Origin of the sequence: Phreatobacter sp., assembly GCF_022843985.1 — a bacterium.
Lineage (GTDB): Bacteria > Pseudomonadota > Alphaproteobacteria > Rhizobiales > Phreatobacteraceae > Phreatobacter.
In genome coordinates this window covers 86,762-103,886 of sequence record NZ_JALHMP010000003.1, presented here as the reverse complement: position 1 = coordinate 103,886, position 17,125 = coordinate 86,762, and the positions used below count along the sequence as shown (strand labels likewise).

The 17,125-nt window shown below is 68.9% G+C and carries 18 protein-coding genes; 7 read left to right on the top strand and 11 right to left on the bottom strand.

Features of this window, described 5'->3' with window-relative positions:
- Positions 1–7: 7 nt before the first annotated feature.
- From Q0C57_RS02905 to Q0C57_RS02890, 4 genes are all read left to right on the top strand, one after another.
- The gene (locus Q0C57_RS02905; protein ID WP_296571825.1) at positions 8–850 is read left to right on the top strand and encodes an enoyl-CoA hydratase family protein; all 843 of its coding nucleotides are present in this window, start codon (positions 8–10) and stop codon (positions 848–850) included.
- A gap of 204 nt (positions 851–1,054) precedes the next feature.
- A complete protein-coding gene (locus Q0C57_RS02900; RefSeq protein ID WP_296571822.1) occupies positions 1,055–2,248 on the top strand; it encodes an acyl-CoA dehydrogenase family protein in 1,194 nt (397 codons plus the stop codon).
- Between the two features lie 9 nt (positions 2,249–2,257).
- On the top strand, positions 2,258–3,940 hold the full coding sequence (locus tag Q0C57_RS02895) for an AMP-binding protein (protein WP_296571819.1): 1,683 nt from the start codon (positions 2,258–2,260) through the stop codon (positions 3,938–3,940).
- 34 nt (positions 3,941–3,974) lie between these two features.
- Entirely contained in the window at positions 3,975–4,409 is a 435-nt protein-coding gene (locus Q0C57_RS02890; RefSeq protein ID WP_296572136.1) for a RidA family protein, read from the top strand.
- Between the two features lie 52 nt (positions 4,410–4,461).
- On the opposite strand, the gene Q0C57_RS02885 is transcribed toward Q0C57_RS02890, so the two are convergent.
- The 10 genes from Q0C57_RS02885 to Q0C57_RS02840 form a co-directional block, all read right to left on the bottom strand.
- On the bottom strand, positions 4,462–5,643 hold the full coding sequence (locus Q0C57_RS02885; protein WP_296571816.1) for an aminotransferase class V-fold PLP-dependent enzyme: 1,182 nt from the start codon (positions 5,641–5,643) through the stop codon (positions 4,462–4,464).
- Positions 5,640–6,710 (bottom strand): tryptophan 2,3-dioxygenase family protein, encoded by a 1,071-nt coding sequence (locus Q0C57_RS02880; RefSeq protein WP_296571813.1) that lies wholly within the window; start codon positions 6,708–6,710, stop codon positions 5,640–5,642. Before Q0C57_RS02880 ends, Q0C57_RS02885 begins: the two co-directional genes overlap by 4 nt.
- A gap of 11 nt (positions 6,711–6,721) precedes the next feature.
- Positions 6,722–7,183 (bottom strand): RidA family protein, encoded by a 462-nt coding sequence (locus Q0C57_RS02875; protein ID WP_296571811.1) that lies wholly within the window; start codon positions 7,181–7,183, stop codon positions 6,722–6,724.
- Positions 7,184–7,193: 10 nt separating this feature from the next.
- Positions 7,194–8,276 (bottom strand): D-TA family PLP-dependent enzyme, encoded by a 1,083-nt coding sequence (locus tag Q0C57_RS02870; protein WP_296571806.1) that lies wholly within the window; start codon positions 8,274–8,276, stop codon positions 7,194–7,196.
- A 12-nt stretch (positions 8,277–8,288) separates the two neighbouring features.
- Positions 8,289–8,990: an ABC transporter ATP-binding protein gene (locus tag Q0C57_RS02865; protein ID WP_296571803.1), complete on the bottom strand. Its 702-nt coding sequence runs from the start codon at positions 8,988–8,990 to the stop codon at positions 8,289–8,291.
- Positions 8,991–9,210: 220 nt separating this feature from the next.
- Entirely contained in the window at positions 9,211–9,729 is a 519-nt protein-coding gene (locus tag Q0C57_RS02860) for a MarR family transcriptional regulator (protein WP_296571800.1), read from the bottom strand.
- On the bottom strand, positions 9,726–10,481 hold the full coding sequence (locus Q0C57_RS02855; protein WP_296571797.1) for an ABC transporter ATP-binding protein: 756 nt from the start codon (positions 10,479–10,481) through the stop codon (positions 9,726–9,728). Before Q0C57_RS02855 ends, Q0C57_RS02860 begins: the two co-directional genes overlap by 4 nt.
- Positions 10,478–11,452 carry a branched-chain amino acid ABC transporter permease gene (locus Q0C57_RS02850; RefSeq protein ID WP_296571794.1) on the bottom strand — a complete coding sequence of 325 codons (975 nt, stop codon included), beginning with the start codon at positions 11,450–11,452 and terminating at the stop codon, positions 10,478–10,480. Before Q0C57_RS02850 ends, Q0C57_RS02855 begins: the two co-directional genes overlap by 4 nt.
- 3 nt (positions 11,453–11,455) lie before the next feature.
- Positions 11,456–12,379 carry a branched-chain amino acid ABC transporter permease gene (locus Q0C57_RS02845; RefSeq protein WP_296571792.1) on the bottom strand — a complete coding sequence of 308 codons (924 nt, stop codon included), beginning with the start codon at positions 12,377–12,379 and terminating at the stop codon, positions 11,456–11,458.
- A gap of 261 nt (positions 12,380–12,640) precedes the next feature.
- On the bottom strand, positions 12,641–13,813 hold the full coding sequence (locus tag Q0C57_RS02840) for an ABC transporter substrate-binding protein (protein WP_296571790.1): 1,173 nt from the start codon (positions 13,811–13,813) through the stop codon (positions 12,641–12,643).
- A 159-nt stretch (positions 13,814–13,972) separates the two neighbouring features.
- On the opposite strand from Q0C57_RS02840, the gene Q0C57_RS02835 reads away from it, so the two are divergent.
- On the top strand, positions 13,973–14,569 hold the full coding sequence (locus tag Q0C57_RS02835; RefSeq protein WP_296571788.1) for a DNA-3-methyladenine glycosylase I: 597 nt from the start codon (positions 13,973–13,975) through the stop codon (positions 14,567–14,569).
- Positions 14,570–14,606: 37 nt separating this feature from the next.
- On the opposite strand, the gene Q0C57_RS02830 is transcribed toward Q0C57_RS02835, so the two are convergent.
- A complete protein-coding gene (locus tag Q0C57_RS02830) occupies positions 14,607–15,617 on the bottom strand; it encodes a DUF1624 domain-containing protein (protein ID WP_296571785.1) in 1,011 nt (336 codons plus the stop codon).
- A 157-nt stretch (positions 15,618–15,774) separates the two neighbouring features.
- On the opposite strand from Q0C57_RS02830, the gene Q0C57_RS02825 reads away from it, so the two are divergent.
- Both Q0C57_RS02825 and Q0C57_RS02820 read left to right on the top strand, forming a co-directional pair.
- Positions 15,775–16,398 carry an HD family hydrolase gene (locus tag Q0C57_RS02825; protein ID WP_296571784.1) on the top strand — a complete coding sequence of 208 codons (624 nt, stop codon included), beginning with the start codon at positions 15,775–15,777 and terminating at the stop codon, positions 16,396–16,398.
- 118 nt (positions 16,399–16,516) lie between these two features.
- Entirely contained in the window at positions 16,517–17,041 is a 525-nt protein-coding gene (locus Q0C57_RS02820) for a tyrosine phosphatase family protein (RefSeq protein ID WP_296571781.1), read from the top strand.
- Positions 17,042–17,125 lie beyond the last annotated feature (84 nt).

Below are 17,125 nucleotides of genomic sequence, written 5' to 3'. Positions count from 1 at the left end.
ACGCCCCATGCAAGCCCCCGCCCACCGCATCCCGCATCGCCAGGCCCTCGCCGCGTGGCAGGCGACGCATTTCCTCTGGGAGGTGAAGGGCAAGGTCGCGACCATCACCCTCAACCGCCCCGAGAAGAAGAACCCGCTGACCTTCGAGAGCTATGCCGAGCTCGGCGACCTGTTCCGGGCGCTGGCCTTCGACACCTCCATCAAGGCGGTGGTGGTGACCGGCGCCGGCGGCAATTTCTGCGCCGGCGGTGACGTCTTCGAGATCATCGAGCCACTGACCGGCCGCGACATGCCGGGGCTGCTGCAGTTCACCCGCATGACCGGCGAACTGGTCAAGGCCATGCGTGCCTGCCCCCAGCCGATCATTGCCGCCATCGACGGCATCTGCGTCGGCGCCGGCGCCATCATCGCCATGGCCTCGGACCTGCGCGTCGGCACGGCGAAGACCAAGGTCGCCTTCCTCTTCAACAAGGTGGGCCTTGCCGGCTGCGACATGGGCGCCTGCGCCATCCTCCCCCGCCTCATCGGCCAGGGCCGCGCCTCCGAACTGCTCTATACCGGCCGCATGATGGGCGGTGAGGAGGGCCATGCCTGGGGCTTCTTCAACCGCCTGGCGGCGCCGGACGCGGTGCTGGCGGAAGCCACCGCGCTCGCGGGTGAGATCGCCGATGGCCCGACCTTTGCCAATTCCATCACCAAGCGCATGCTGCACATGGAATGGACCATGTCGGTGGACGAGGCGATCGAGGCCGAGGCCATGGCTCAGGCGATCTGCATGGACACACAGGACTTCCGCCGCGCCTTCGAGGCCTTCGCGGCGAAGACCAAGCCTGTCTTCGCGGGGGATTGAGCGCATGGCGACGGCGCTTGGCATGGCCCCACCCGCACCCTCCCCTCGCTGGCGCGAGGAGAGGGAGACTTCCACCTCGCGCCCGGTTCGTTCGGGGTCGAGCCAGGCCCAGCCGTTGGTTTGCAGACGCGACGCCGAAGCCTCCCTCCCCGCGGCAGCGGGGAGGGTACGGGTGGGGCTTTTCATTCTGTCGGAGGCCCTGTGATGCTCCCCGCTGACCTCCTGTCGCTGCCCTTCTTCGAGGACCGCCACCGCGACTACGCCGCCCGCCTCGCCGACTGGGCGCAACGCACCGTCCCCGCGCTCGTCGACCATCACGACGTCGACGGCTCCTGCCGCAAGCTCGTCGCCGCCATGGGCGAAGCCGGCTGGCTCAAGGCCTGCGTGCCCGGCGACCAGGGCGGCCTCACTCCCGCCCTCGACGTGCGCACCCTCTGCATCACCCGGGCCACCCTCGCCTATGTCGAGGGCCTCGCCGACTTCGCCTTTGCCATGCAGGGCCTCGGCACCGGCGTCGTCTCGCTTTTCGGGACGGAGGCGCAGAAGGCGCTGTGCTGCCCGCCGGTGCGCGACGGCAAGGCCATCGCCGCCTTCGCCCTCTCCGAGCCCGATGCCGGCTCCGACGTTGCCGCCATGGCGACCACTGCGACCCGCACCGCCGACGGCTGGCGGCTCGACGGCGTCAAGACCTGGATCTCCAATGGCGGCATCGCCGACCGCTATGTCGTCTTCGCCCGCACCGGCGAGGCGCCGGGCGCCCGCGGCATCTCCGCCTTCATCGTGCCGGCCGACGCTGCCGGCTTGTCCATCGCCGAGCGCATCGACGTGATCGCGCCGCATCCGCTCGCGACCCTGCTCTTCGAGGATTGCCGCCTCCCCGTGGACGCGCTGGTCGGCAAGCCCGGCGGCGGTTTCGCCATGGCGATGGCGAACCTCGACATCTTCCGCCCCACCGTCGCCGCCGCCGCCCTCGGCATGGGCTACCGCGCCCTCGATGAGGCGACCCGCCGGGCGAAGTCGCGGATCATGTTCGGCGCGCCGCTCGCCGACCTCCAGCTCACCCAGGCCTCCCTCGCCGACAGCGTCGCCGAGCTTGAGGCCGCGGCCCTGCTCGTCTTCCGCGCCGCCTGGGCCAAGGACCAGGGCAAGCCCCGCATCACCAAGGAGGCCGCCATCGCCAAGATGGTCGCCACCGAGAATGCCCAGAAGGTCATCGACCGGGCGATCCAGGTCTTCGGCGGCCTGGGCGTCAAGAAGGGTGAAAAGGTGGAGGAACTGTACCGGGAGATCCGTGCCCTGCGCATCTACGAGGGGGCGACCGAGGTCCAGAAGATCGTCATCGCCAGGGCCCATCTCGCCGAGGCCGAAGCCGCGGCGCATTCCAAGGCAGCCGAATAGGAGCGCCCCATGACGGGATCGGTGGTGACATTGCGGTCAGGGGTGGTGTCCGCCCATGTCGACACCTTCGCCGCCCGCGGGCTGCCGCCGCGGGAACTGCAGCCGGCCTTCCTCTTCGACAGGCCGGAACTTGCCTATCCCGAGCGGCTGAACTGCGTGACGGAATTCGTCGACCGCCATGTCGCGGAGGGCCGGGGCGACCGCATCGCCATCCTCGCGCCGGGCGGGCTGCACTGGACCTATGCGGACCTCGCGGCCGAGATCAACCGCATCGCCAATGTTTTTACCGGCGCCCTCGGCCTGGTGCCGGGGAACCGGGTGCTGCTGCGGGCGCCGAACAACCCGACCATGGTTGCGGCCTATCTGGCAGTCATCAAGGCCGGCGGCATCGTCGTCGCCACCATGCCGCTCCTGCGCGCCAGGGAACTCGGCCAGATTGTCGACAAGGCGGAGATCGCTCTCGCCCTCTGCGACGACCGCCTGACCGACGAACTCACCAAGACCGCCGCCTCATCGCGTTACCTGACGCGGGTCGTGACCTTTGCCGAGCTCAAGACGCTTGCGAGGGACGCATCTGCGGACTTCGCCGCCGTCGATACCGCCCGCGACGACGTCTGCCTCTTCGGCTTCACCTCGGGGACCACCGGCGAGCCGAAATGCACCATGCATTTCCACCGCGACCTCCTCGCCATCTGCGATGCCTACGCCCGCAATGTCCTGAAGCCGACGCCCGACGATCGCTTCATCGGCTCGCCGCCGCTGGCCTTCACCTTCGGCCTCGGCGGCCTGGTGCTCTTCCCCCTCCGGGTCGGAGCCTCCACCGTGTTGGTGGAGAAGGCTTCGCCGGGCGACCTGCTGCCGGCCATCGCCACCTTCCGGCCGACCATCTGCTTCACCGCGCCCACCGCCTACCGCGCCATGATCCCGCTTCTCGGCGACCACGACTGGCGCTCCCTGCGGAAATGCGTCTCGGCGGGCGAGGCCCTGCCCAAGGCGACCTTCGATGCCTGGCAGGCGGCTACCGGGCTCAAGCTGATGGACGGCATCGGCGCCACCGAGATGCTGCACATCTTCATCTCGGCGCCCGAGGAGGCGATCCGCCCCGGCGCGACGGGGAAGCCGGTGCCCGGCTACGAGGCCAAGGTGATCGGCGCCGATGGCGAGGACCTGGCCCCCGGGACACCCGGCCGCCTCGCCGTGCGCGGCCCCACCGGCTGCCGCTATCTCGACGACGAGCGCCAGCGCAAATATGTCGTCGACGGCTGGAACGTCACCGGCGATACCTATGTCTGCGATGCCGACGGCTATTTCTGGTACCAGGCGCGCAACGACGACATGATCGTCTCTGCCGGCTACAACATCGCGGGACCCGAGGTGGAGGCGGCGCTCCTCGCCCATCCGGCCGTCGCCGAGGCCGGCGTCGTCGGCCAGCCGGATCCCGAGCGCGGCATGATCGTCAAGGCCTATGTCGTGCCGAAGCCCGACGTCACCGTGACGCCGGCCCTCGTCGTCGAGCTCCAGGCCTTCGTCAAGGACGAGATCGCGCCCTACAAATATCCCCGCGACATCGCCTTCGTGCCGCAACTGCCGCGCACCGAGACGGGCAAGCTGCAGCGCTTCGCCCTGCGCGAAAGGGCCGCCCGCGAGGCCGGCGCCGGACCTGCCACCGAGACCGCCAAGGCCGCCGAATAGACGCGCGCCGGAGACCCTCCCCATGTCCCATCCCATGAAGCCCGTGATCCCGCTCGCCCTGCCGGACGAAGACGTCGTGCCGGTGACGCTCAACCCCAAGGGCTGGCCGGTGCCGCGCGGCTATGCCAACGGCATGGCGGCCAGGGGCCGCATCATCGTTACCGGCGGTGTCGTCGGCTGGGACGTCATGGGCAATTTCCCCGAGGGCTTCGCCGCGCAGGCGCGCCAATGCTTCGACAACATCCGGTTGATCCTGGCGGAGGGCGGCGCGCTGCCGCACCACATCGTCCGGCTCACGTGGTACGTGACCGACGTCGAGGAATACCAGGCGAACCTGCGCCCGCTCGGGCAGGCCTATCGCGATGTCTTCGGCGCGCACTACCCGGCCATGGCTGTGGTGCAGGTTGTGCGGCTGGTGGAGACGGCGGCGAAGATCGAGATCGAGGCGACGGCGGTCGTGGCGGAGTAGGGGGGGGCCAGGGGCCCCGTGTGGGTGGGGCCGTTCCGCGCCGTCCCAAACCTTACCGCAGCGCCCGGCCGATCCGCTCCACCGCCCGGTCCACATCCGCTGCGTTGGTGCAGAGGCCGAAGCCGAAGCGCAGGCGGTCGCCGCGATGGTCGCTGTGGACATGCACCGCCGCGAGCTTCGCTTCGATCTCGCCGGCCCTTTCGGTTCGGAACGTGAGGAAATTGCCGTGCTCGCGATGCGGGCCGAAGGGCGTGATGAGGTCGGCCGCACCAAGTCCGGCCACGCCCATGGCCTCCACCGCGTCAAGGAAGCGCGCCATGAGGCTCTGGGCATGGGCATGGATTGCCGCCACCGTGAGCCCCAGCCCATCCAGCCAGTCGAAGACCGCGGCCATGCGGTAAAGCCCCACCGGGTCGAAGGTCGCACCGAGGAAGCGCCCCCCATCGGCGGGATAGCCGACGCTCTTGCCGGCGGGGGCCGCGAGCGCGCCGAAATCGGCGAACCAGCCGGTATCGCGCGGACGCTCGCCGTAGCCGGGCGGGCAGTGCAGGAAGCAGCAGTTCTCGCCCGCCATGGCATATTTGTAGCCGCCGGACATGTAGAAGACCCGGTCCGCCACCGCCGACAGGTCCGTCGGCCGCGCCATGAAGCCGTGATAGCCGTCGATCACAATCAGCGTGTCCGCCGAGGGCACCGCGGCCACGAGCGCGGCAAGATCGCCGCATGTGGCGCCCGAGGTGAAGAAGACCTGGCTGACGAAGACGAGGTCATGGCCGCCCTTTGCCGCCGCCGCGGCGCAGCGGAAGGAGAAGGTCTCGAAGGGTTCGGCCGGAACGCGCGTCACCGTGACGAGCCCGTCCTCCTCGAGCCGCGCCATCTGCCGACGCGCGGTGTGGAATTCCGCGTCGCTGGTGAGGATGCGCGCCGGCCGCCCTGAGGGCAGGCAGGAGAGGATCCGGCGCAGGAACTCGTGGGTGTTCGGCGCAACCGCGATGGTCGACGGGTCGGGCAGGGCGAGGCGGGCCGCGATACCGCGCTGCACCGCCGGGATCACCTCGCCGAACACCTTGCCCCATTTGTCGCCCGCGAGCAGCGCCGCGTCCTGCCAGCAGGCCTCCTGCGCGGCCAGGGTCACGTCCGGCCAGTCGTGATGCGAATGGGCCGCGAGGTTGATGCGGGCGGGCGCCGCTGCGCGAAAGCGCGCGAAATGCCCGGTGAGGTCGAGCGCTGTCATGCCGCGTAGACGAGGCCCATGCGGGCCTGCACCTCAGCCGGCAGCGGCGGCAGGGCCGAGCGCGGGATGAGGAAGGTGGAGAGGCGGAAGAGGTCGCCGAAGATCCGATGGCGCTCGGCGGTGGTCTTGAGATAGGCGCCGCCCGAGGACCCGCCCGTTCCGATCTTCACGCCGATCATCCGCTCGACCATGAGGGCGTGGCGATAGCGCCAGAGCGTCATGGTCTCGTCGATGTCCATCAGGGCGGCGAGCAAGCGGAAGGCCTGATGCACCGCCGGCTTGTCGCGGTAGAGCGTGATGAACAGCGCCGCCTGGACGGAGGACGGGCCGAGGCGCCAGCCGCCGCGGTCTTCCTCCGGCGAGAACACCGCCGCGAAAGCGGCAAGCGCCCGGTCCATGGCCTTGAGCTCGCGCTCACGCCGTTCGGCCGGCATGGCGGTGTCGGCCTCGACGATGGCCTTGTCGCGGGTCAGGTGGGCCTTGACGGCCTCGCGATAGGCCTCGCGGAAGGATCCGCCGCCCCATTCGAGGAAGGGCGTGCGCGCGAGCCAGCGGTCGAGGAGATCGAAGAGCGAGGGCCTTGCCCGCGCCGCCGCCAGCGCCTGCCGGTCGCCCAGCGACAACCGCTCGTCCACCGCCTTGTCGTCGAAGGGCACGCGGATGTCGGAGGCGAGGCCGAGCCGCGTCTCGATCAGCCGGAACTGCAGCGACTGGAAGCCGGAGGCCGGCATCAAGAGGTCGCGGAAATCGAGGAAATCAAAGGGCGTCATCGTCTCCAGCACGTCGAGCTGGCCGAGGGTGAGCTTGAGGATCTCGTGGATGCGGTTCAGGCCGTGGACGATGCGGGCGAGCGCGTCGTCGTCCACCGGCACGGTGCCGAAGTCGCGTTCGATCCGGTCGAGCTCGTGCAGCACCTGCTTGAACCACAGCTCATAGGCCTGGTGGACGATGATGAAGAGCATCTCGTCATGGGCGTCGACGCCCTCCTTGACACTCTCCGGTTCCTGCGCGGAGAGCAGCCTGTCGAGCTTCAGGTAGTCGCCGTAATAGACGGGGGCGCGGGCCATGACGGGGCTCCTCAGTCGTGAATCCGGATCACCGCCTCGATCTCCACGGTGATGCCCATCGGCAGCGAGCCCATGCCGACGGCCGAGCGGGCATGGCGGCCGCGGTCGCCGAGCACGGCGACCATCAGGTCGGAGAAGCCGTTGATGACGCGGGGATGGTCGCCGAAATCCGGCGTGCCGTTGACCATGCCGAGCACCTTCAGGAACTCGACCTTGGACAGGTCGCCGCCAGCTGCCGCCTTGGCCGAGGCAAGGATCTGCAGGCCCACGAGCTTGGCGTGCTCATAGGCGGCCTCCACCGTCACATCGCCGCCGACCTTGCCGGTATGCAGCGAACCATCGGCCTTCCGCGGGCCCTGGCCCGCCAGATAGGCGATATGGCCGTCACGCTTGAAGGGCACGTAATTGCCGGCCGGCGTCGGCGTCGCGGGCAGCGTCAGGCCCAGCTGGGCAAGCTTCTCTTCCGGGGTCATGTCCGTCTCCTCACCTCAGCTTGCCGCGGGCGGCGACGGGAAGGATACCGACGATCTCCTCGCCGCGCACCATCACCACCTCGTCGACCATGTTGACCACCACGCAGACATGGTTCGGCACGATGCGCACGATGTCGCCGACCTTCGGCCGTTCGTTGCACTTCGAAAGGTCGAGGAAGCCATGCTCCTCGGCGAACTTGGCGACGCGCGCTTCCGGATGTTCGAGGATGAGCCCGTAGCCGTCGAGCCCGCCGCCGGGATCGGCGGTCAGCGTCTTCGAGCCGGCATCGAGAATGCCGCGATCGGCCCCGGCGCGGCTCACCACGGTGGAATAGACGGTCAGCGCGCAGTCATCGAGGGTGGCGACGCCGACCTCGATCTGCATGCGGTCGTTATAGATATAGGTGCCGGGACGGTGTTCGGTGGCGCCCGTGAGCTTGCCGATATTCTTCATGTTGGGCGAGCCGCCGGTGGAGATGATCTCCGCTTCCAGACCCTCGAGCCCGATCCCGGCCAGCGCCGTGTCGAGGAATTTCTGCGCCTCCGGCCAGCCGTCCTCGGTCGGGTACAACATGAAGCCCTTGAAGGCGAGGCCGGGCGAGGCAGCGATCAGCTTGGCGAGTTCGATGGCCTCGCCCGGCGTCTCGACACCGGCGCGCTTGCGGCCCGTGTCGCATTCGATGACGACGCCGAGCGGTCGGCCAGCGAAGGCCGCCGCCTTCGGCAGGTCGCCGATGACGGTGGCGTTGTCGGCGGCCACCGTGACGGTGGTGGTCTCGAGGAGCCGTCCCAGCCGGTTCATCTTCTCCTCGCCGAGGAGGTTGTAGCTGATCAGGATGTCGTCGAGGCCGGCCGCGGCCATGACCTCGGCCTCGCCGATCTTCTGGCAGGTGATGCCCCTGGCGCCTGCCGCGACCTGCATCTTGGCGAGCTCGGGGCTCTTGTGGGTCTTGATATGCGGCCGGTTGGCGATGCCGGCGGCATCGCACTGGGCCTGGACGCGGGCGATGTTTGCCGCAACGCGGTCCATGTCGATGACGACGGCCGGCGTCCCGTATTCGCGGGCGATGGTTTCGGCGAGCGGGGTGGCCATGGGCAGGTCCGATCAAACGTGCAGGTAGCGATCCTTCAGGTCGGGACTGGCGAGGAAATCGCCGCTCGTCCCTCCCCAGACGATCCGGCCCTTCTCCAGGATCAGGTGCCGGTCCGCCAGTTTGACCAGAGCATCGACGTTCTTGTCGATGACCAGGATCGATTGGCCGTCCTGCTTGAGGCGCGCGAGACAAGCCCAGATCTCCGCCCGGATCACCGGGGCGAGTCCTTCCGTCGCCTCGTCCAGCACCAGGAGCTTCGGATTGGTCATCAGTGCCCGGCCGATCGCCAGCATCTGCTGCTCGCCGCCCGAGAGCTGGTTGCCCATGTTGCGGCGGCGCTCCTTCAGCCGCGGGAAGAATTCATAGACGCGCTCCAGCGTCCAGGCCGCGGCGCGGCGGTCGCGGTTGGCGGCGGTGGCGACGAGGTTCTCCTCGACGTCGAGATTGGGGAAGATCTGCCGGCCCTCCGGGACCAGGCCGAGCCCGGCCTGGGCGATCCTGAAGGGCGGATGGCCGGCGAGCGCCACGCCGTCGACGTCGATCGTCCCGGCGGCGGGTTTCAACAGGCCGAAGATCGACTTGATCGTCGTGGTCTTGCCCATGCCGTTGCGGCCGAGCAGCGTGACCACCTCGCCCGTGCCGACCGAGAGCGAGACGCCGAACAGCACCTGCACGTCGCCATAGCCGGATTCGAGGTTGGAGACGCTCAGCATGGGGTGGCCCCGGGTTGTGCGTGGCAGGCCCCACCCGCACCCTCCCCTCGCTGGCGCGAGGAGAGGGAGACTTCGACCGCGCGTGTCATCGCAGGCGGCGGTGCCTGGCGCGGCGGTCGACAGTGAAGCGCGACGCGGTAGCCCCCCTCTCCTCGCGGAGCGAGGGGAGGGTGCGGGTGGGGCCTTGTTGCTTCTGCCCCGATCGGAGCCGCGAACAAACTCATGCCCCGCCCTCCATCCTGGCCGCCGTGGCGCGGGCGACCGAGCCCTTCGTCTTGGCAAGCAGGCCCATCAGCACCTCGCGCTCGGTCGGGTCGACGTCGGCGAGCAACTCGCGCACCCAGGCGCCGTGCTCCCGCGCCATGCGGGCGAAATCGTGATGGCCCTTGGCAGTCATGACGATGCGCTGGGCCCGGCCGTCGAAGGCATCGCGGCGCTTCTCGACATAGCCCTGCTCGGCGATGCGGGCGACGAGGCCGGTGACGTTGCCGTTGGTGACCATCATGCGGCGGGAGATGTCGCCCAGCGTCATGCCCTCCGGCGACTTGTCGAGCTGGGCCAGCAGGTCGAAGCGCGGCAGGGTGATCTGGAACCGCTCGGCGAGGCGGCGGCGGATCTCGCGCTCGATCATCGTCGTGCAGGTGAGCAGCCGCAGCCAGAGCCTGAGCTCTGGCCGGGTATCACCGCTCTGGTGCGCCAGGCGCGTCTCGGCATCGATGGCGAGGTTGGGCTCGCTCATCCGAACTCCTCCTCGCCGAGATAGGCCTCGCGGACCGCCGGATCGGCGCGCACCGCCTCGGGGCTGCCGGAGGCGATGACCTGTCCATAGACCAGCACGGAGATGCGGTCGGCGAGGCGGAAGACGGCGTGCATGTCGTGTTCCACCAGCACCATGGGATAGCGCCCTTTCAGCGCCATCAGCACCGCGACCATGCGCTCGGTCTCCTCCCGCCCCATGCCGGCCATGGGCTCGTCGAGGAGGAGGAGCTTGGGCTGCGACACCAGCGCCATGGCGATCTCGAGCTGGCGCTTCTCGCCATGCGACAGGCTGGCCGCCGGCAGGATCGCCCGCGCGGCGAGGCCGACCTCTCCAAGGGCCGCCATGGCGGTGTCGTTGAGCCGCCGGTCGGCGCCTGCCGACCGGAAGAAGTGGAACGATGATCCGTCATGCGCCTGGGCGGCGGTCGCGACATTTTCCAGCACCGTGAAGCCGGGCAGGACCTGGGTGATCTGGAACGAGCGCGTCAGGCCCTTCAGGGCCCGGGCATGGACAGGCAGGGCGGTGACATCGGTGCCGTCGAAGGTCACCGTCCCGGCATCGAGCGCCACCTCGCCGGTGATCTCCGAGATGAGCGTCGTCTTGCCGGCGCCGTTCGGGCCGATGATGGCGTGCAACTCGCCGGCGCCGACGTCGAGGCTGACGCCGTCCGTCACCTTCAGCGCGCCATAGGCCTTGTGCAGGTTGTTCAGGGAAAGGATGGGCGCTGTCATTTGCCGGCGACTCGCTCCAGCAGCTTGACGATGCCGCCGCGCGCGAAGATGGCGACCAGCACCACCATCGGCCCGAAGATCACCTTCCAGTGCTGCGTCAGGGCCGCCAGCCATTCCTCCACCAGCGTCACGCCGATGGCGCCGATGATCGGGCCGATCAGCGTGCCCATGCCGCCGAGCACCACCATGGCGATGAATTCGCCGGAGCGCTGCCAGGTCATGTAGGCGGGGGCGACGAACATGCCGAGATTGGCGAAGAGCGCGCCCGCCAGGGCGCAGATGGCGCCGGCAATGACATAGGCGGCGAGCCGGTAGCGGAACGGGTCGAAGCCAAGGGCCCGCATGCGCCGCTCGTTCTCCTTGGCGCCGCGCAGCACGCGCCCGAAGCGCGAGCCGACGATCATCTTCAGCAGCACGAAACAGCCGGCAAGCGTGCCGAGCACGACGAAGTAGAAGGTGGTGTCGTTGGCCAGGACGCGGGTGCCGAAGACTTCCGAGCGGTGGAACATGCGCAGGCCGTCATCACCGCCATAGGCCGACAGGCTCGTCGCGGTGAAGAAGGCCATCTGCCCGAAGGCCAGGGTGATCATGATGAAATAGACGCCGCGGGTCTTCAGCGAGATGGCGCCGGTGACGAAGGCGAAGCCGGCGCCGACCAGGATGGCCACGGGAAAGGCGATCGCCGCATCGACGATGTCGTGGGAGAACAGGATCGCCACCGCATAGGCGCCGAGGCCGAGAAAGGCCGCATGGCCGAACGAGACGAGCGCGCCATAGCCGAGGATGAGGTCGAGCGACAGGGCGGCGATCGCCATGATCATGGCGCGGGTGACGAGACCGAGAATGAAGCGCTCGCCCCAGACGAAGGGCACCAGTGCCAGCAGCGCGAAGACGAGGACGGGCAGCCAGATCCGTCGCCAGAGCGGCGGCGTCGCAGGCAGGGCGGGGGTGGGGGCGGGGGGTTCGGCCATGGTTCAGCCCTTGGCCGGGAACAGGCCGGTGGGCCGGAAGAACAGCACCGCCGCCATCAGGATATAGATCGACATGGAGGCGATCGCCGGGCCGATGGTCCGCGCATCCGAGGGCGACAGGCCGGCGAGGCGCAGCAGATCGACCGAGAAGGAGCGCAGCAGCGTGTCGACCAGGCCGACCAGCAGGGCGCCGACGAAGGCACCGCGGATCGAGCCGATGCCGCCGATGACGATGACGACGAAGGCGAGAATGAGCAGGTTGTCGCCCATGCCCGGCTCGACCGAGAAGACCGGCGCGGCCATCGAACCGGCGAAGCCGGCGAGCATGGCGCCAAAGCCGAAGACGATCATGAACAGGCGGCGGATGTCGACGCCCAGCGCCGAGACCATCGGCGCATTGGTGGCGCCCGCCCGGATCAGCATGCCGACCCGCGTCTTGGCGACGATCAGATAGAGTCCGAGCGCCACGGCGAGCCCCGAGCCGATGATGGCGAGGCGCCAGACCGGATAGAGCACGCCATCGGCGATGCGGATCGTGCCCGACAGCGAGTCGGGGATCGGCACCTGCAGCGGCGCCGCGCCCCAGACGATCTTCACGCCCTCGTTGAGGAACAGGATCAGCCCGAAGGTCGCCAGAACCTGTTCGAGATGGTCGCGGTCGTAGAGATGGCGCATCACCACGACCTCCAGCAGCAGGCCGAAGGCGAGGGCGCTGATCAGCGCGAGGGCGATGCCGATGAAGAAATTGCCGGTCCAGGCGACGAACATGGCGGCGAGATAGGCCCCCAGCATGTACTGGACGCCATGGGCGAGGTTGATGAAGTCCATCACACCGAAGACCAGCGTCAGGCCGGCGGCGATGAGGAACAGCAGCACGCCGAGCTGCAGCCCATTCAGCGTCTGGATGATGAGGAGCGTGGAGGACATGGGGCCTCTAGGTCAGGCGCTCGGGGCTGGCGGCGTGTCGGTTGAGCGGGCAGACGCCGAACCGCGTCGCCCGTCACCCCATGCGAGACCAAAGGCCGAGGGAAGGGGGGCCAGGGGCGGCTGCACCGAAATGGAGGTCGGCGCCTTTCGGCTCCGGGATCCCCTTCCCCTCGCTTCCCTTGGCCGGGGATGACGGACAGGAACTCCGGCCCGGTACAGCCACCCTCTCCCGCGAGAGGAGAGGGTGCTGCGGCGTGCGGCTTACCAGCGCATCGGGCACTGGGCGGCGTAGACGTCGGTGTAGTTCTCGAAGATGCGCTCCACGATCTCGGTCTGGAACTTGCCGTCCGGCCGCTTGGCGGCGCGCACCGTGTAGAAGTCCTGGATCGGATAGTGGTTGTTGGCGAAGCGGAAGCGGCCGCGTAGCGAGGTGAAGTCGGCCTTGCGCAGCGCCGTGCGGACCGCGGCACGGTCCGTCAGGTTGCCACCGGTGGCGACCACCGCGCTGTTGATCAGCATGGCCGCGTCATAGGCCTGCATGGCGTAGGAGCCCGGCACCGAACCGAAGGCCGCCTCGTAGTCGGCGACGAACTTCCTGTTCTGCGGATTGTCCATGTTCGGCGCCCAGGTCATGCCGGCGAGCATGCCGAGGGCGGCGTCCTGCTGGGCCGGAAGCGTCGATTCGTCGACGGTGAAGGCCGAGAGGAAGGGCACGCGCTGGGTGAGGCCGGCCTGGCCGTACTGGCGCACCAGGTTCACGCCCATGCCGCCGGGCATGAAGGTGAACAGGGCGTCGGCGCCCGAGGCGCCGATGCGGGCGAGCTCGGCCGAGAAGTCGAGATGGCCGAGGGGGGTATAGACCTCGTCGACGATCTGGCCGCGGAAATGCCGCTTGAAACCGGCCATGGCGTCGCGCCCGGCCTGGTAGTTCGGGGTCAGCAGGAACACCTTCTGCATGCCCCGCCGCTGCGCATAGGCGCCGAGGACCTCGTGCACCTGGTCGTTCTGGTAGGAGGTGACGAAGAAATTCTCATGGCAGCCGCGGCCGGCATAGCTCGACGGACCGGCATTGGCGCTGATCAGGAAGGCGCGCGGCGAATTGACCACCGGAGCGTGGATCGCCTGCAGGATGTTGGAGAAGATCGGGCCGACGACGAAGTCGACACGGTCGCGGTCGATCAGCGCCTGGACGCGCTGCACAGCCACATCCGGCTTCAGCTCGTCGTCGACGACGATGACCTGGACATCGCGGCCGCCCATCTTGCCGCCGAGCTGGCGGACGGCGAGCTGAAGTCCGTCACGCGCCTGCTGACCGAGGACGGCAGCAGGACCGGATAGGGTCTGGATCACGCCGATGCGGATCGGCTCCTGGGCCTGGGCCGGCGCGGCGAGCGTGGCCGCTCCCAGCGCCAGAGAGAGAAGGATGCGCTTCATCGAAAACCTCCCACCCCGAGTCTGACTCGGGTCGAAGACCGCTCCCGGGCTTGTCCGTGGTCGCGGCCAATGCGAAGGCATTATCAACGCGGAATTTTCGCGAACAACCCCACCCGCCAAAAATATTTTAAGTGTAAAATAATTCGGCAGGAGACCCTGATGCTGCTCACCGATCATGCAGACGGCAAGCCGCGCTGCTGGTGGCCCGGCCACGATCCGCTCTATGTCGCCTATCACGACACCGACTGGGGGGTCCCTGAGCGCGACGATCGCGCCCTGTTCGAGAAGCTGATCCTCGACGGATTCCAGGCTGGCCTGTCCTGGATCACCATCCTGCGCAAGCGCGACCATTTCCGAAAGGTCTTCGACGGCTTCAAGCCGGAGGTCGTCGCCGGCTACGGGCCTGACAAGGTCGCGGCCCTGATGGAAGACTCCGGCATCATCCGCAACCGCGCCAAGATCGTCGGGACGGTGAAGGCGGCCGGCATCTACTGCGACATGATGGCCCGCGGTGAAGGTTTCTCCGATTGTCTGTGGAAATATGTCGATGGCCGTCCGCTCCAGCCGGACCACCGCGACCGGGCGCAGGTTCCAACCGAGACCGCGGTCGCGCAGAAACTGTCGAAGGACCTGAAGGCGCGCGGTTTTTCCTTCGTCGGCCCGACCATCGTCTATGCCTTCATGCAGGCGGTCGGCATGACCAACGACCACCTGGTCGGCTGTTTCCGCCACGAGGAGGTCAAGGCGCTGGGGTGAGGCGGCGCTTCTGCCTGCTCCGCGCCTCCACCACGCGTCACTCACCCCGCGTGCAGATGCGTGCGATCTCGCCGACGCGGGCGCGCTCCGTCGCGCTCAACTGGCCGGACAGCGCCTGGCTCCAGAGACTGTCGCGCTTGAGCCGGTCCGCCGTGCATGCGCAGGCCTCGCGGCAGAGATCCGGCTCCTGGCCGTTGCTGATGCAGGTTCTGACACAGGCCTCGACGAAGGGCCGTGTCTGCGCGTCGCCCATCGAAGGCCCGTGATGGATCGAGGCGGGGAAGACCCAGACCCAGGCCGTAAGTAGCGCGATGAACAGCGGCTGGTGGATGAGGTAGATCGGCAGCGAATGCCGGCCCATCGTCGCAAGGAGACGGGCCGGCTGCCCGTCGGCGCGGAGACCGGCGAGCCTGTCCTCGCCGATGAGGGCGCGCGCCGCCCGTGCCGCCACGATCCCGCCGAGCACACAGCCGAACCAGGGGAACAGCGGCACGAAATCGCCGGAGCGGATTGGCCGGTCGCTGAGGCCGAGCCAGAGCAGGAGATCGGCGTCGAGCAGCGGATGGGCGATGAGCGCGGGCAGGGCGAAGGCGGTGATGGCGCCGCCGGCCACCGCCAGCGTCGGCAGCATGAGGAAGGGCAGGGCGAGGACACTCGCCACGGCGATGTGGTGCAGGATGCCGAAGAAGACATAGGCGTCCGGCATGAAGAGATAGGTGCCCGCCGTCACCAGCGCCGCGGCCCCGGCCACCAGGGCGAGACGGCGCAGATAGCCGTCGCGGTCGAAACCGCCGCGGGTCGCCAGAACCAGGCTCGCCCCGACCAGCGCCAGGAACGAGCCGGCAATGCCATGGGCGAACCAGCGCCATCCCTGATGGGCGACGATGTCCGTCGTGATCAGCCGGAAAAAGGAGAGATCCCAGGCGAAGTGATAGACGAACATTGCCACCAGCGCCGCGCCGCGGGCGGCGTCGACCAGCGCGATGCGCGGCGGGCGGGAGACGGCCTCGGGGGGCTGCGGCAGGCGTGCCATGGCGGCGCTGATCATGCGGCATCCTTCGGCCAGGGCCCGCGCCGGGCGCAGGCAGGATCAACCCCGTTATCCCCTCGGTGGTCCCCCGTCCACCGGCACGCTCTCCCCGCTCGCGCCATGCTGCTGCCAAAACCCGGCTTGTCGGCAGCGGGCGAAGCAGGCAGGAAAGGCCATGGTCACCCGCTCACCGTCCCCGCGCCAGCGCCCGCCGCGCGCCTGGCAACGCATGCTCTCCGGCCGCAGGCTCGACCTGCTCGATCCCTCGCCGCTCGATGTCGAGATCGAGGACATTGCCCATGGCCTGGCGCGCGTCGCCCGCTGGAACGGCCAGACCACCGGCCCGCACGTCTTTTCCGTCGCCCAGCACTGCCTGCTCGTGGAGGAGATCGCGGTGCGGCTGCAGCCCGGCCTGGAGACGTGCTGGCGTCTCGCGGTGCTGCTGCACGACGCGCCCGAATATGTCATCGGCGACATGATCTCGCCGTTCAAGGCGGTGATCGGCGGCGACTACAAGACGGTCGAGGCGCGGCTGATGGGGGCCATCCACATCCGCTTCGGGCTGCCGGCGACGGCGCCGGCCGCCATCGCCGCCCTGACCAAGCGGGCCGACCATGTCGCCGCCTTCCTCGAGGCGACCCAGCTCGCCGGCTTCGGGCACGACGAGGCGACGGCGATCTTCGGCGCCCCGAACGGCGTCTTCGGCGGTGCCAAGGGCGTGCCGCCGGTGCTGGTGCCGATGGATTCCGACAGCGCCAAGGCCGCCTATCTCGCCCGGTTCGCGGCGCTCGCCGCCTGAGAGCGGACGCCAGGGCGCGGGCGCTTCGTTGTCTGCCGCTCCGATCTGCCGCATCGTCTCGTCATCGATCCCGCGCTATCAGGCCAGAAGCCGTTGCGGGCGCCAGGAGGGAAGGTCCATGCAGGTTCACGTCTGTTCGCTGTCCCGGCTCGCCGCCACCGTCGAAACCTCCGGCGCGCGCCACGTGGTGACGCTGATCAACGAGGGCACGGCGGTGCAGCGGCCGATCTCGGTGGCTGAGGACGATCACCTCTTCCTCGGCATGAACGACATCGTCACGCCGATGGAGGGCTATGTGGCCCCGGCCGATGCCCATGTCGAACGGCTGCTCGGCTTTGTCGGCGGCTGGTGGCGCAGCCATGGCGAACAGAGCCCCCTCGTCGTCCATTGCTGGGCGGGCATCAGCCGTTCCACGGCGGCCGCCTTCATCACCGCCTGCGCCATCAATCCCGCCGAGGACGAGCAGGCGCTCGCCAGCGAACTCAGGCGTCTCAGTCCCAGCGCCACGCCGAACCTGCGCCTTGTCACCATCGCCGACCGCATGCTCGGCCGCGATGGCCGCATGGTCTCCGCCATCGAGCGGATCGGCCGCGGCCGCGACGCCTTCGAGGGCGAGCCTTTCGCGTTGCGCCTGGGGCGCTGACCGCTTTGCTGCGGTTGCAGAAACCCGATCGCAACATCCTGCGGTGACAATGGCGTTCGCGGGCGCCATCGGGCCGAAACCTTG